At 70.8% G+C, this 13,373-nt stretch carries 15 protein-coding genes and 2 tRNA genes; 5 read left to right on the top strand and 12 right to left on the bottom strand.

What is annotated here, in order from left to right; genetic code table 11:
* The first annotated feature begins 216 nt into the window (after window positions 1-216).
* Window positions 217-1,389 carry an acyl-CoA dehydrogenase family protein gene (locus AC1DU4_RS19575; protein WP_477842615.1) on the top strand — a complete coding sequence of 391 codons (1,173 nt, stop codon included), beginning with the start codon at window positions 217-219 and terminating at the stop codon, window positions 1,387-1,389.
* Between the two features lie 4 nt (window positions 1,390-1,393).
* Here the strand turns inward: AC1DU4_RS19575 and AC1DU4_RS19570 are convergent, their stop codons facing one another.
* A complete protein-coding gene (locus tag AC1DU4_RS19570) occupies window positions 1,394-1,747 on the bottom strand; it encodes a DUF202 domain-containing protein (RefSeq protein ID WP_477842613.1) in 354 nt (117 codons plus the stop codon).
* A gap of 5 nt (window positions 1,748-1,752) precedes the next feature.
* Entirely contained in the window at window positions 1,753-2,151 is a 399-nt protein-coding gene (locus AC1DU4_RS19565) for a YidH family protein (RefSeq protein WP_477842612.1), read from the bottom strand.
* Window positions 2,152-2,315: 164 nt separating this feature from the next.
* On the opposite strand from AC1DU4_RS19565, the gene AC1DU4_RS19560 reads away from it, so the two are divergent.
* Window positions 2,316-3,527 carry a PucR family transcriptional regulator gene (locus AC1DU4_RS19560; protein ID WP_477842610.1) on the top strand — a complete coding sequence of 404 codons (1,212 nt, stop codon included), beginning with the start codon at window positions 2,316-2,318 and terminating at the stop codon, window positions 3,525-3,527.
* Between the two features lie 10 nt (window positions 3,528-3,537).
* Here AC1DU4_RS19560 and AC1DU4_RS19555 read toward each other — a convergent pair whose 3' ends face one another.
* Together AC1DU4_RS19555 and AC1DU4_RS19550 are read right to left on the bottom strand one after the other, a co-directional pair.
* The gene (locus tag AC1DU4_RS19555; RefSeq protein ID WP_477842608.1) at window positions 3,538-4,197 is read right to left on the bottom strand and encodes an aminodeoxychorismate/anthranilate synthase component II; all 660 of its coding nucleotides are present in this window, start codon (window positions 4,195-4,197) and stop codon (window positions 3,538-3,540) included.
* A 26-nt stretch (window positions 4,198-4,223) separates the two neighbouring features.
* The gene (locus AC1DU4_RS19550) at window positions 4,224-4,985 is read right to left on the bottom strand and encodes a DUF881 domain-containing protein (RefSeq protein ID WP_477842634.1); all 762 of its coding nucleotides are present in this window, start codon (window positions 4,983-4,985) and stop codon (window positions 4,224-4,226) included.
* 201 nt (window positions 4,986-5,186) lie between these two features.
* Between AC1DU4_RS19550 and crgA the strand changes: the two genes are divergently transcribed.
* Together crgA and AC1DU4_RS19540 are read left to right on the top strand one after the other, a co-directional pair.
* Window positions 5,187-5,450, top strand: coding sequence for a cell division protein CrgA (crgA, locus tag AC1DU4_RS19545; protein WP_072847320.1), 264 nt, complete (start codon window positions 5,187-5,189; stop codon window positions 5,448-5,450).
* 92 nt (window positions 5,451-5,542) lie between these two features.
* A complete protein-coding gene (locus AC1DU4_RS19540) occupies window positions 5,543-6,004 on the top strand; it encodes a PH domain-containing protein (RefSeq protein WP_477842605.1) in 462 nt (153 codons plus the stop codon).
* A gap of 50 nt (window positions 6,005-6,054) precedes the next feature.
* Here AC1DU4_RS19540 and AC1DU4_RS19535 read toward each other — a convergent pair whose 3' ends face one another.
* Together AC1DU4_RS19535 and AC1DU4_RS19530 are read right to left on the bottom strand one after the other, a co-directional pair.
* The gene (locus AC1DU4_RS19535) at window positions 6,055-7,011 is read right to left on the bottom strand and encodes a rhomboid family intramembrane serine protease (RefSeq protein ID WP_477842604.1); all 957 of its coding nucleotides are present in this window, start codon (window positions 7,009-7,011) and stop codon (window positions 6,055-6,057) included.
* Between the two features lie 13 nt (window positions 7,012-7,024).
* On the bottom strand, window positions 7,025-7,585 hold the full coding sequence (locus AC1DU4_RS19530) for a peptidylprolyl isomerase (protein WP_174556750.1): 561 nt from the start codon (window positions 7,583-7,585) through the stop codon (window positions 7,025-7,027).
* A 16-nt stretch (window positions 7,586-7,601) separates the two neighbouring features.
* On the opposite strand from AC1DU4_RS19530, the gene AC1DU4_RS19525 reads away from it, so the two are divergent.
* Window positions 7,602-8,051 (top strand): hypothetical protein, encoded by a 450-nt coding sequence (locus AC1DU4_RS19525; protein ID WP_477842602.1) that lies wholly within the window; start codon window positions 7,602-7,604, stop codon window positions 8,049-8,051.
* A gap of 366 nt (window positions 8,052-8,417) precedes the next feature.
* Here the strand turns inward: AC1DU4_RS19525 and AC1DU4_RS19520 are convergent, their stop codons facing one another.
* The 6 genes from AC1DU4_RS19520 to gyrA form a co-directional block, all read right to left on the bottom strand.
* Window positions 8,418-8,720, bottom strand: a complete 303-nt coding sequence (locus AC1DU4_RS19520) for a hypothetical protein (protein ID WP_477842600.1) — start codon at window positions 8,718-8,720, stop codon at window positions 8,418-8,420.
* Between the two features lie 104 nt (window positions 8,721-8,824).
* Window positions 8,825-8,897 (bottom strand) — tRNA-Ala (locus AC1DU4_RS19515).
* A gap of 7 nt (window positions 8,898-8,904) precedes the next feature.
* On the bottom strand, window positions 8,905-9,015 hold the full coding sequence (locus AC1DU4_RS19510; protein ID WP_217635636.1) for a DLW-39 family protein: 111 nt from the start codon (window positions 9,013-9,015) through the stop codon (window positions 8,905-8,907).
* Window positions 9,016-9,042: 27 nt separating this feature from the next.
* Window positions 9,043-9,116, bottom strand: a tRNA-Ile gene (locus tag AC1DU4_RS19505).
* 100 nt (window positions 9,117-9,216) lie between these two features.
* The gene (locus AC1DU4_RS19500) at window positions 9,217-10,845 is read right to left on the bottom strand and encodes a DUF3566 domain-containing protein (protein ID WP_477842598.1); all 1,629 of its coding nucleotides are present in this window, start codon (window positions 10,843-10,845) and stop codon (window positions 9,217-9,219) included.
* Complete coding sequence (gene gyrA, locus AC1DU4_RS19495; protein ID WP_072847478.1) at window positions 10,846-13,359, bottom strand: DNA gyrase subunit A; 2,514 nt, start codon at window positions 13,357-13,359, stop codon at window positions 10,846-10,848.
* Window positions 13,360-13,373 lie beyond the last annotated feature (14 nt).

Raw genomic sequence — 13,373 nt, 5'->3', positions numbered from 1 at the left:
GTGAACGGAACCGTTCACCCGATCAGATCGAACGAACGGCCCGTCCACCCGGCAAGATCCGACCGGACGGGCCGTTCGCCCGTCTCCGACCACGCGACGCTTGACGCTGCTTCGACGGCCCCCGAAGCTGGGTCATGCAATCGATTGCCTGAACGCTCCGGCAAGTGCTCGACGCCACGTCGGCCGACTGCCGCCGACCGGAAGACCGAGGACCTCATGGCCGAATCCCAGACGATCGCGCAGCTCTTTGCCCTCGACTCCGTCCTGGACACCGAAGAGATCGCCGTGCGCGAGACCGTCCGACGCTTCGCGGCGGATCGGATCAGGCCGCACATCGCCGAGTGGTTCGAGGCCGGGGCACTGCCCGCCCGCGAACTCGCGAGGGACCTCGGCGGGATGGGCCTGCTCGGCATGCACCTCGAGGGATACGGCTGCGCGGGCATGAGCGCGACGTCCTACGGCCTGGCCTGCCTGGAACTCGAGGCCGTCGACTCGGGCATCCGGAGCCTGGTGTCGGTGCAGGGCTCGCTGGCGATGTTCGCCATCCACCGGTTCGGCTCCGAGGACCAGAAGCAGGAGTGGTTGCCGCGGATGGCGACGGGCGAGGCGGTCGGCTGCTTCGGGCTGACCGAACCCGACTTCGGCTCCAACCCGGCCGGCATGCGCACCTCCGCCCGCCGCGACGGCGACGACTGGGTCCTGCGCGGCACCAAGATGTGGATCACCAACGGCTCGATCGCCGACGTGGCGGTGGTGTGGGCCCGCACCGACGACGGCGTCCGCGGGTTCGTGGTGCCCACCCACACCCCCGGTTTCTCGGCGCCCGAGATCAGGAACAAGCTCTCGCTGCGGGCCTCGGTCACCGCCGAGCTGGTGCTCGACGACGTGCGACTGCCCGCCTCGGCGATGCTGCCGGAGGCGCGCGGGCTGTCCGGGCCGCTGAGCTGCCTGAACGAGGCCCGCTTCGGCATCGTCTTCGGCGCGCTCGGCGCCGCGCGCGACTGCCTCGAGACGGCGATCGACTACGCGAAGACCCGCGAGGTGTTCGACCGGCCGCTCGCCGCCTTCCAGCTCACCCAGGCGAAGCTCGCCGACATGGCGCTCGAACTCGGCAAGGGTCAGCTGCTGGCCGTGCACCTCGGCCGCCTCAAGGACCGCGACGAACTGCGACCCGAGCAGGTCAGCCTCGGCAAGCTGAACTCCGTCCGGGAGGCGATCGCGATCGCACGTGAGTGCCGAACCATCCTCGGCGCCAACGGGATCACCCTCGAGTACCCCGTCCTGCGGCACGCCAACAACCTGGAGTCGGTGCTGACCTACGAGGGCACCTCAGAGATGCACCAGCTGGTGATCGGCCAGACGCTGACCGGCGAGTCGGCCTTCCGGTAGCGGGTCAGCCCCACCACACCGCGTAGAGCCCGAACACGCCGATCAGCCCCACGACGACGCCGGTCGCGGTCACGGCGACCACCGCGGGCGCCACGGACCCGCGGGACAGTCCCCGGCAGGCCCGGGCGTACCGGCGGCGTTGGGCGAGGAGGATGGCCGCGGCCGCCAGCACCGCCACCGCGGCCGGGAGCAGCGTGATCACCCCGCGGTGCGGCAGCCAGCGCACGAACATCAGGCTCACCACGACCAGCGACAGGAGGGTACGTTCCCACGCCAGCGCCGTCCGCTCGGGCTGCAACCCGGGATCGGAGTGCATCGCGGCCTCCGGCGGCGGGCCGGGGTGCGCGGTCGGTGCCACGGCTCCTACTGCGCCAGGACCACGACGGCGAGCGCCGCGCCGACGACGGCGCCGGCGATCCCGAGCAGCGGCGCCAGGAGGGGGAGGTGGAGCGCAGACCCCGTCCGCATCCGCCGCTCGACCAGCAGCCACCGGCGGACCGCGCCCAGACTCATCAGCGTGCCCAACACGAGGAGCAGCGTCGTCACGGCGGTGTGCACCGGTTGCGGGAAGGCCTCCGCGGCAAACACGTCGAGGCCGACCCCGGCGGCGACGAAGCCCAGCGCCGTCCGGATCCAGGCCAGGAAGGTGCGCTCGTTCGCCAGCGTGAACCGGGGGTCGGGTTCGACCCCGTCGGGCAGCAACTGCCGCGAGATCCGGTCGCGCGCCGGCGCTGCGGGCGCCGGGGAGGAGAGATTCGTCATCACGCCCTCGGTTGCTCGCGGTGGCGCCGGTGAACGCGGGCAGGCCAGGGGCCACCGCTGTTTGGCGATGTCACACTCGTCATGGGGATACAACCCAGTATGACGACAGTTAGTCCTGCATACAATCGACTCTTTCCACTGCCGGTCGACTATTGTCCTGTGACATGTCACAGGAGATGTCCGCCGACCTGGCCGCGGTCCTGGATCGACTCGACCGTGAGCCGGACCGACTGTTCCCCCACATCCGCAGTGCGGCCGCGGCCGACTCCGAGTACCTGCGCGCTCCCCTGCTCGACGCCACCGCCGAACACAGCGCGCGCCAGTTCATCCGGCTCCTGACCCGGGCAGGCCGCGACGGGAGCCTGCCCGAGGCCGCCGACTGCCGCGACTTCGCCGACCGGGCCCGGGACCGGGCCGCAGAGGGACTGCCGGTGGTCGAACTCCTCGACGGGTACCACCTCTGCCTGCAGGTGCTCTGGGAAGAGATCCTGGACGTGACGCCGCCGACCGCGGCCCGCGAACTACCCGTCCTCGCGCCCCGACTGTTCGCCGCGGCCCGCCGAGTCTGCCGCGCGGTCACCCGCGCGCACGAGCAGGAACTCGAGTCGATCGACACCGAGGCCCGTGAGTCGATCCGGGACCTGGTGGCGACGCTGGTCGGCGGTAGGCCTGCCGCGGACCTGGCGCGGCGACTGGGCGTCCGGCTCGCGGCGGGATACACCGTGCTCGCCCTGGGTATCGAGCCCACCGCGGCCGAACTCGCCGACGACGATCTCGAACGCCGGGTTGCCGGTCGCCGCAAGATGATTCGCATCCACGACGAACTCGGCGGAGCGACCGGCGACGGCGCACTGGCCGCGCTCGACCCGACCGGCGGGCTGATCCTGCTGCCTGTCCCGCCGGCCCCTCGTCGCGCCCACCTCGACGAGCTGCTCGGTCGACTCCAGGACCAGGCGCGGGCCGCGGTCCGGGCGGGCGCGGCCCGCGCGGACCGGCTCGAAGATCTCCCCCGGGCCACCACGGAGGCGCGAAAGCTGTTGGAGATAAGGGCTTCCGGGCCCGCAGCCGCGGGGGTGGCGACCGTCGACGACCTCCTGGTGGAGTACCAGCTGAGCCAGGAGAGCGCGGCGCGGGCCGGACTGCTCGCCGTCGTGGACGCCCTACGGACCACGCCGGAACTCACCGAGACCCTCGACGCGTACTTCTCGTGCGACTTCAACCGTCGGCGCACGGCGTCGACCCTCGGGGTGCACCCGAACACGGTCGACAACCGGCTGGTGCGGATCGCCGAGGCAACGGGTTCCGATCCCCGAACGTCTCAGGGCCTGCTGCTGCTCGGATCGGCACTGACCCTGGCGCGGGTGGCGCGGGCCTGACCGGACGCGCTCAGCGGTGGGTGAGCGCGTCCCCCAGGGCCCGCGCGACCTCCGACTCGAGCGTCGAGACGAGCGACTCCGCCGGCCGCTCCCCGCAGACCTCGAGCCAGTTCGCCAGCATCCGGTGCCCACCCTGGGTGAGCACGGACTCGGGGTGGAACTGCACGCCGTGGATCGGCAGCTCCCGGTGCCGCATCGCCATCACCACGCCGCTGTCGGTGCGTGCGGTGACCTCGAGCTCGGCGGGGATGGTCTCCTCGAGCACGGTCAACGAGTGGTAGCGGGTGGCGGTGAACGGGTCGGGCAGACCGGCGAGGACCCCGGTGTCGTTGTGCCGCACCAGGCTGGTCTTGCCGTGCAGCAACTCCGGCGCCCGGTCGACGGTGGCGCCGAACGCGGCGCCGATCGCCTGGTGACCGAGGCAGACTCCGAGCAGCGGCGTCGCGGCGGAGGCGCAGGCGGACACCAGGTCCATGCTCGCGCCCGCCCGCTGCGGGGTGCCGGGGCCGGGRCTGAGCAGGACGCCGTCGAACTCGGCTGCGACGGCCGCACGGTCCGCCAGCTGCGGGTCGTCGTTGCGCCACACGGTGGCCTTCGTCCCGAGCTGGCCGAGGTACTGCACCAGGTTGAACACGAAGCTGTCGTAGTTGTCGACGACCAGGATGCGCATTCGGCCAGGATAAGCGGCTGCGTCGGCTACTCGGCGAACCGGGTACGCAGCTGCCCGTTGTACGCGGGCACGGTCAGCGACTCCTCGGCGGTCGCGGTGTACCCGAGGCCGTACCGGACCGCGTACTGCTTGAACGTGCGAACCCCGGGTTCCGCGTCGAGCGCCGCCGTCAGCCGCGCCGGGTCGCCGAGCGCCGTCATCACGTACGGCGGACTGTAGGTGCGCCCGTGCAGCAGCAGCGTGTTGCCGATGCAGCGCGGTGCGGTGGTGTTGACCACCCGCTGGTCCTGCATCCCCACCGCGGTGGCGCCGCCCGCCCACAGCGCGTTCAGCACGGACTGCACGTCCTGCTGGTGCACCACCAGGTCGTCGGGCTGGGCGTCGGCGGGGTACTTGCCGTCCGAGTCCCGCGGCGCGTCGGTGAGCGTCACCCGGACGCCGGGACCGGTCTCCTCCGCGAACCCGGCGACCGTCTCGAGTCCCCGCACCCGGTCGAGGGCGGACGCCACCCCGGCGTCGGATCCGGCGGCGTCGGCCTGCAGCGACTCCACCTGGGAGGCCAGCGCGTCACGCTGGTCGGAAACCCGGTCGACGTCGGCCTGGGCACCGCGCACGAGGTCGGACATGCGGGTGGTGTCGCCGCGGCGCAGTTCGTCGCCGGCGGACACCTCACGGGTGGTGGCGAACAGCAGGCCCGTCACCAGGCACACCGCCGGCACGCAGACCTTCCAGAACGTCGAGACGCGCCGGCGACCCTCGCCGGCGCCGACGGCTACGTGCTGGGGCAGGTCTGGTTCGGTCACTGCTGTTCCTCCCGTCGGTGTCCGGTCGAGGCGGACCCCCGCCGCATCCTGGACGTCGGACCGGGCCCGACCTGGTCGGTACTGGGCCTGACCGGGGGACGCTACGGGTAGGTTCGAACCTACCTGGCAGGCGTCGGCAACGACGCCCGCTCCTGTCCGCTCCGAATCAATTCACACGAGGACGTCATGCCCAAGTCGAAGGTCCGCAAGAAGACCGACTACACGATCAACCCCGCAAACCGTACGCCCGTGAAGGTGAAGGCCGGACCGTCGAGCACGCTCTACGTGTCGGTGATGCTCGGCTTCATGCTCGTCGGCCTGCTCTGGCTGGTCGTGTACTACCTCGCTGCGGACCAGCTCACGTGGATGAACGATCTGGGTGCCTACAACTTCCTGATCGGCTTCGGATTCATGGTCGTCGGGCTCGTGATGACAATGAAGTGGCGTTGACCAGATAGTCGACCGGCCCACTCGGCCGCAATTACACAGGTGTCATTCATCCCCAATGTGGATAGCGCCTGTGGATAACACCGGGAGTACTCGTGCACAACTCCGCTCTGGCGTGGTCCACACCCACGCCGGCGCTCGTCGCGACCGGGCTGGGCGGGATCGTGCTGGCGGCCGCGGCCGTGGCGGCTCCGTCCGACCCGGCCGGACGGCTGCTGATCGGCCTGGCCGCGCTCGGGCTGTTCGCGGTCACCGCGCTCGGCCTGCGGCAGCGGCCGCGGCTGGCCGTGCTCGACGGGGGCGGCGGCATCGCGGTCGCCGGGATCCGCGGGCGGCGCGAGTACGACCGCGCGGACCTGGCCCGGGTCCGGATCGTGCGGTATCCACGGCTCGGCCGCCGGGTCCCCATGCTCGAGATCGACGTGCGCCCGGCCGGCGCCGCCGACGACAAGCTGATGATCTTCGGGCGCTGGGACCTGGGCACCGACCCGACCGACGTGTTCGACGCGCTGGTCGGCCAGCGACTGGTCCCTCCGGACCCGACCGCCGCCGGCTGAGCGGGCGCCCGTCCGGGCACCCGCTCGACCCTTGCGGACCGTCGCCCGGGCTACAACCCGAGTTCGCCGCGCAGCTGCGCGACCCGCATGCCGATGACGCCCGTGGTCACGACCGTGACGGCGGCGAGCCCGATCCAGCCGATCCGGACCGCCTTGTCCCGGTCCTGCCCGGCGCCGAGCCACTGCGGCCCGTAGAGCAGTGCGGCGGTGGCGGCGGCACCGGCGACCAGGCCACCGAGGTGGCCCCAGAACGAGATCCCGGGCAGCGAGACGCTGATGATCACGTTGAGCGCGATCACCCCGATGACCGGCGCCGGACTGCGCCGGAGCTTGAGCAGGATGACCGCCTGCGCGCCCATGATGCCGAAGATCGCACCCGAGGCGCCGGCCGTGAAGCCGCCGCCCTCGAAGGCCATCACCGAGGCCGACCCGCCGAGCAGCGAGATCATGTACACCGCGACGTAACGCGCGCGGCCCAGGATCAGTTCGGTGTCACGGCCCAGGATGTAGAGGGCGAACATGTTGACGGCGAGGTGCAGCAGGCCGAAGTGCAGGAACCCGCTGCCGAGCAGCCGGATCCAGTCGCCGCCGGCCACCTCGTAGGGCGAGAGCACCCACGAGCCGAACAGCGGCGAGTCGAAGGTGGCGACGCCGGTGAACCTGTTGACGAAGCCGCCGCCGTTGTCCATCAGGGACTTGGCCTGCAGCGCCGTGACCAGGAAGACGAGGATGTTGATCCCCATCAGGGTGTACGTCACGATCGGCCTGGGCCGGGTGGCCGTCACCGTGTTGCCCGCGACGCCACGGACCGGCCTGACGTCGCGCTGGCCGGCGGCGACACAGTCGACGCACTGGTAGCCCACGGATGCCTCACGCAGGCAGTCCGGGCAGGCGGGACGCCCGCAGCGGTTGCAGCTGAGCGCGGTGGGGCGGTCCGGGTGCCGGACACACCTCGGTTGGGGCGGGACGCCCTCACCGGGCGTGCCGCCCCAACCGGGGTTCGTCATCCCTCGAAGCCGCTCAGGAAATGGTGATGCTGTTGATCACGACGGCCTCGAGCGGGCGGTCCGTGCGGTCCACCGAGGTGCCCGAGATCGCGTCGACGACCTTCTTCGACTCCGCGTCGACGACCTCACCGAAGATGGTGTGGCGACGGTTGAGGTGCGGGGTCTTGCCGGTGGTGATGAAGAACTGCGAGCCGTTGGTGCCCGGCCCCGCGTTCGCCATCGCCAGCAGGTAGGGCTTGTCGAACTGCAGCTCCGGGTGGAACTCGTCGCCGAACTTGTAGCCCGGGCCGCCGCGACCGGTGCCGGTCGGGTCGCCGCCCTGGATCATGAAGCCGTCGATAACGCGGTGGAAGACCGCGCCGTCGTAGAACGGGCCGGACTTGGTGCCGGAGGCGTTCTCCGTCGAGTAGTCCTTGGACCCGTCGGCCAGGCCGACGAAGTTCTCGACGGTCTTCGGCGCGTGGTTGCCGAACAGGGCGATCTTGATGTCGCCGCGGTTGGTGTGCAGCGTTGCGGTTGCGGTCTGATTCGGTGAAGTCACTCCCCCATCGTGCCATTGTCGGCACACGGGCATGTGCGACAGTGGACAGATGAACCGTGTGTCGAAGCCTGCCCACGTTCCTGCCGACTCGGCCCCGACCCTCGAACTGGTGTCAGCCGCACCCGAGAACCCCCAGCTCACCAGTGCACTCCGGTGTGCCCAGGGCGCCGCGGCGGGACTGGCGAAGAACACCGCCGGGCTCGCCAAGGGCGCCGGGGCCGTGAGCATGTACCTGCTCGGCAAGGGATACTCGCTGGCCCGTCAGGCCGCGGCCAAGCCGCGTCGCGAGAGCGTGCTCAGCCTGGTCGAGGAGCCGAACGTCGCTGCCGTGGCCGTCGCCGCGCCCGCCGGCCGCCGAAAGGGCCGTCGTCGCGTGGTCCTGCTGGTGGTCGTCGGTGCGGCCGTCGCCGCGGGCGCGGTCTTCGTCAGGAAGCAGCGCACCGAACTGCCGCCGCCCGCCGCCCAGCCGCCCAGCCTGCGCGAGCTCGACAACGCCTGAACCCCCTGGCAGCAATCCTCACGCCCCGGTCGCCCGTCCGGGGCGTGAGGCGTGTCCGGGGCCGCTGCGGGGCCCTGACGGCGTCGCGGAGGGCCTCCGGCTGTGCGGCCCGTGCCGCGTCGGACCAGCAGGCGCCGCCCGGAACGGCCCCGCGCCGACCGTATCGGCGCATACTGTTCAACACGATCAACGCCCGAGCTTCGTCACCGTGCGCCCTGACACCAGGCCCGTGACGACGCCGAATTCAGGCCGTCGACAGTCGGGTTCTGGACTGCCGACCAAATCAATTGCTGCACAGGTTTGTTCACAATTCCACAGGCCGGTGTCCGGACACCGGCGCTCCATCCACAGGCAGGCACCCGGCGGTCAGGCCGGAGCGGGCCCCCACGGAGTCGGCTCGCCGTTCCACGTGCGCTGGTGCTTGTACATCAGGCAGCCGGTGACGATGCCCGAGATCTGGTGCCCGATGTGGCCGTTGTCGGCGACCATCTCCATCACCTGCCGGAGCAGGAGCAACTGCTCCACCTCGAGCTCGTCCACGAACCGGCCGATCTCGGCCTCGAAGACTCCGCCCGCCAGCTCCGCGAGCTGCGCCTCGTGTTCGGTCCCACCAAGCTCGTCCGCGCCGGCGCCGTCCATCTCCCCGCCATCCATGTCGCTGTCCTCCATGTCGCTGTCCTCCCCTCGATGAAACTCGTCGCCAACACAAAGCACCCCCCACCAGAGAAGGTGAGGGGTGCTTCGCAAGCGTTTTGTTCGGTTGAACCGATCTGTGGAGCCTAGGAGATTCGAACTCCTGACATCTGCCTTGCAAAGGCAGCGCTCTACCAACTGAGCTAAGGCCCCGTCCGCTTCAGCGGCTGGTGACCTCGTGCCAGACGTCCTCGCCGCGGCGCTGCGACCGCAGCTTGGTGAGTCCGAAGAGGACCGTCACAATGGCCGCTGCAACCAGCAAAACCTTCATGATCGAACCCTTCGTCGACACGGGGAGTGGGCCTAGGAGGACTTGAACCTCCGACCTCTTCCTTATCAGGGAAGCGCTCTAACCGCCTGAGCTATAGGCCCGTGAACCGGTGCCGGGACTGTGTCCCTGAACCGAGGCATGAGATTACCCCACCGACCCGCTGCAACCAAAACGGGATCGGTGGGGAACCAAAACCCCAGGTCAGTCCCGGTCAGCCAGCGTCACCTCGACACCGCCGACGAGGTCGGTGCAGAGGTTGTAGATGAACGAACCGATCGTCGCGAGCGCTGTGAAAAGCACCACATTCGCGGCCCCGACGAGAGCGGAGTAACCGAACACCTGCCCCGCCGTGACCAGTCCGCTGCTGCTCGACTCCGAGACGAAGTCCGTGAACGCGTTGTTGAGCCGGTCCCACACGCCCATGCCGTCGAGCACGACGTACAGGAACCCGACCGCGAACATCCACACGAAGAACAGCGCCACCGAGATCACCAGCGACACCTTGAGGGTGGACCAGGGGTCGATCCGGCGGATCTGGACGGCTGCCCGCATCGGCTGGCCGGGCAGGACCGCCACCGGGACGGCCAACGCCGCCTGCGCGGCGGTGTCCGATACCGCGGGCTTGACCGGCAGCGGGTGCTTGACCTCGGAGAGGTCCGGCAGGTCCTTGGCGAGGTCTTCACGGGCGATGTGACGGGTCGGACCGTCCACCACCGCCGCCTTGGCCTTCGCGGTCTCCTTGCGGGCCGCCCGGGCCGCGGGATCCGCGGCTGCCGCGGCCGGCACCCGGCCGGTGGCGGCCGCCTTGGGAGCGGCGGGCTGCTGGCCGGTGACCGGACGCTGTGGACCGGTCTGTGCCGGACGCTGCTGCGCGGCGCCGCCCTGCGGCGGAACCTTCGGCTGGACACCGGTCGACTGGGGACCGGCCGGACGCTGCGCGGTGCCGCCCTGCGGCGCGACCTTCGGCTGGGAACCCGTGGCCTGGGGACCGGCCGGACGCTGCGCGGTGCCGCCCTGCGGCGGAACCTTCGGCTGGGAACCCGTGGCCTGGGGACCGGCCGGACGCTGCGCGGTGCCGCCCTGCGGCGGAACCTTCGGCTGGACACCCGTCGACTGCGGACCGGCCGGACGCTGCGTGGCACCGGACTGGCCCGGCGCCTTGCCGCCCTGGTTGTTCGGGCCGGCGGGAGCGTTGCCCGGGGCCTGTGCCCCTGGCTGTCCCTGCTGGCCCCGCTGCCACGGCGGGGTCTGACCCCGGCCACCGGCCTGCTGGCCCTGTGCGGGCCGCACGGCGCCGGTCTGAGGCGTCGCGGACTGCGGAGCCCCGGACTGCTGGGGCGCCGACTGCTGGGGCGCGGGCTGTCGGGGCGTGGCGGGACGGCCCGTGGCGGCCTGCTTCGGCGCTCCGGGCGCCTCGACCGGCGTGCCCTGGTTCGCGCCGCCCTGGGCGCCCGCCGGGCTGCCCTGCACGGGAGCCTGCTGCGGCCGCCCCTGCGCGGGACCCTGCCCGGCCGGACCGGTCTGCGTCGGATTTGCCTGGGTCGGGGCTGACTGCGGCGGTCGCGGCGGCGTGCCGTCACCCCCGGCGGGGCGGGGAGCCTGCGCTCCCCCGCCGACACCCTGCGCGGGTGCCGGCGTACCGGACGCCTGCGGCCCGGCCGGCCGTGCCTGGCCCTGCTGCTGCGGCGACGGTGCCGCCGCAGGCCCCGCCGGTTCCGGCTTGGCGCCGGCCTGTGCGGACCCGTTCACCGGCTCCGGCCGCGTGTTCGGCCCGGTTCTCGGCTCGTTCGACCCCTGCCGGTCGCCGCCCGGCTGTTGGGGAGTGCTCACTTACGACTCCTTCGATGCGTCGGTCGCGTCGGCCTCGGTGTCGTCGGGTTCGTCGGCGTTGCGCGCGATCGCGAGCAGGGTGTCGCCGTCCCCGAGGTTCATCAACCGCACGCCCTTGGTCTGTCGGCCGGCCTTCCGGACCTGCTTCGCAGCGGTCCGGATAACGCCGCCGCCCGAGGTGATGGCGTAGAGCTCGTCGTCGTCGTTGACGATGAGCGCCCCGACCAGGGTGCCACGGCGCCTGTCGTACTGGATGGTGAGCACGCCCTTGCCGCCGCGGCCCTGGACCGGGTAGTCCTCCATCGGGGTCCGCTTGGAGTACCCGCCCGAGGTCGCGACCAGCAGGTAGGTGCCCTCCCGGACCACGTTGATCGAGAGCAGCTCGTCGTCGCCGTTGAACCGCATGCCCTGCACGCCGGAAGTGGCGCGGCCCATCGGCCGCAGCGCCTCGTCGGTCGCCGAGAAGCGGATCGACTGGCCCTGCGCCGAGACCAGCAGCAGGTCCTCGTCGGCGGAGCAGAGCACGGCCCCGACCAGTTCGTCCTCGCCGCGCAGGTTCACCGCGACGATGCCGCCGGTGCGATTGGAGTCGAAGTCGGTGAGCTTGGACTTCTTGACCAGCCCGTTGCGGGTGGCCAGGACCAGGTAGGGGGCGTCCTCGTAGGTCTTGATCTGGATGATCTGGGCGATCCGCTCGTCCGGCTGGAAGGCCAGCAGGTTCGCCACGTGCTGGCCGCGCGCGGTGCGGCTGGCCTCGGGCAGCTCGTACGCCTTGGCCCGGTAGACCCGGCCCTTGGTGGTGAAGAAGAGGATCCAGTCGTGCGTCGAGCTGACGAAGAAGTGCTTGACGATGTCGTCCTGCTTGAGCCCGGCACCCTGCACGCCCTTGCCGCCGCGCTTCTGCGAGCGGTACAGGTCGGTCTTGGTGCGCTTGGCGTAGCCGGTCTCGGTGATCGTCACGACCACGTCCTCGCGGGCGATCAGGTCCTCGTCGGCGACGTCGCCGTCGGCCGCGATGATCCGGGTGCGCCGGGGGTCGCCGTACTTGTCGACGATCTCCTTGAGCTCGTCGCGGACGATGGCCCGCTGGCGCTCCGGCTTCGCGAGGATGTCCTCGTAGTCCGCGATCTCGAGTTCGATCTCGGCGAGCTCGTCGACGATCTTCTGTCGTTCGAGTGCCGCCAGGCGGCGCAGCTGCATCGCCAGGATGGCGTCGGACTGGATCTCGTCGACGGTGAGCAGGTTCATCAGGCCGGCGCGGGCGATGTCGACGGTCTGCGACGCCCGGATGAGGGCGATCACCTCGTCGAGCGCGTCGAGCGCCTTGACCAGGCCGCGCAGGATGTGGGCCCGCTCCTCGGCCTTGCGCAGCAGGTACCGGGTGCGCCGGACGATGACCTCGAGCTGGTGCGTCGTGTACAGCCGGATCATCTGGTCCAGCCGCAGGGTGCGCGGCACCCCGTCGACGATGGAGAGCATGTTGCAGCCGAAGCTGGTCTGCAGCTGGGTGTGCTTGTAGAGGTTGTTGAGCACCACCTTCGCGACGGCGTCACGCTTGACGGTGACGACGATGCGCATGCCGACGCGGTCCGAGGACTCGTCGTGGATGTCGGAGATGCCGGCGATCTTCGCGTCCCGGACCTGGTCCGCGATCGAGGTGATCAGGTTGTCCGGGTTGACCTGGTACGGCAGTTCGGTGATCACGATCGTGGTGCGCCCCTTGGCGTCCTCCTCGATCTCGACCACGCCGCGCATCCGGACCGAGCCGCGGCCCGTCGTGTAGGCGTCGTGGATGCCCTGGCCGCCGACGATCAGCCCGTGGGTCGGGAAGTCGGGTCCCTTGATCCGCTCCATGACCGCGGCGAGGGTGGCTTCCTCGTCGGCCTCGTAGTTCTCCAGCGCCCAGTAGATGGCGTCGGCGACCTCACCGAGGTTGTGCGGCGGGATGTTCGTGGCCATGCCGACCGCGATGCCGCCGGACCCGTTGATCAGCAGGTTCGGCACGCGGCTGGGCAGGACCGTGGGTTCCTGCGTCTTGCCGTCGTAGTTCGGCGTGAAGTCGACCGTCTCGTGGTCGATCTCGCGCAGCATCTCCATCGCGAGCGGCGTCAGGCGGCACTCGGTGTAACGCATGGCGGCGGCGCCGTCGTTGCCGCGGGAACCGAAGTTGCCCTGGCCGTCGACGAGCGGGTAGCGCAGCGACCACGGCTGGGCCATTCGGACCAGGGTGTCGTAGATCGAGGTGTCGCCGTGCGGGTGGTAGTTACCCATCGTCTCGGCAACCGGACGCGCCGACTTCACGTAGCCGCGGTCGGGGCGGTAGCCGTTGTCGTACATCGCGTACAGCACGCGGCGGTGCACCGGCTTGAGGCCGTCCCGCACGTCCGGCAGGGCGCGGCCCACGATCACGCTCATGGCGTAGTCGATGTAGCTGCTCTGCATTTCCTGCTGGATGTCGACGGGCTCGATCCGGTCGTGCTGCGGACCCTCCGGCGGCAACGTGGTGTCGGTCATGAGCTCCTTCTTCT

It is taken from the genome of Rhodococcus sp. P4_F5 (genome assembly GCF_056401315.1).
Note: the sequence above shows the minus strand (reverse complement) of the source record. Positions and strands in the feature narration are given on the sequence as shown.

Bases quoted from the DNA above. Each gene is read 5' to 3' on its own strand.
- AC1DU4_RS19575 (WP_477842615.1), top strand. From the start codon at position 217: ATGGCCGAATCCCAGACGATCGCGCAGCTCTTTGCCCTCGACTCCGTC.
- AC1DU4_RS19565 (WP_477842612.1), bottom strand. From the start codon at position 2,151: ATGACGAATCTCTCCTCCCCGGCGCCCGCAGCGCCGGCGCGCGACCGG.
- AC1DU4_RS19560 (WP_477842610.1), top strand. From the start codon at position 2,316: ATGTCACAGGAGATGTCCGCCGACCTGGCCGCGGTCCTGGATCGACTC.
- crgA (WP_072847320.1), top strand. From the start codon at position 5,187: ATGCCCAAGTCGAAGGTCCGCAAGAAGACCGACTACACGATCAACCCC.
- AC1DU4_RS19535 (WP_477842604.1), bottom strand. From the start codon at position 7,011: ATGACGAACCCCGGTTGGGGCGGCACGCCCGGTGAGGGCGTCCCGCCC.
- AC1DU4_RS19530 (WP_174556750.1), bottom strand. From the start codon at position 7,585: ATGCCCGTGTGCCGACAATGGCACGATGGGGGAGTGACTTCACCGAAT.
- AC1DU4_RS19525 (WP_477842602.1), top strand. From the start codon at position 7,602: ATGAACCGTGTGTCGAAGCCTGCCCACGTTCCTGCCGACTCGGCCCCG.
- AC1DU4_RS19520 (WP_477842600.1), bottom strand. From the start codon at position 8,720: ATGGAGGACAGCGACATGGATGGCGGGGAGATGGACGGCGCCGGCGCG.
- AC1DU4_RS19510 (WP_217635636.1), bottom strand. From the start codon at position 9,015: ATGAAGGTTTTGCTGGTTGCAGCGGCCATTGTGACGGTCCTCTTCGGA.
- gyrA (WP_072847478.1), bottom strand. From the start codon at position 13,359: ATGACCGACACCACGTTGCCGCCGGAGGGTCCGCAGCACGACCGGATC.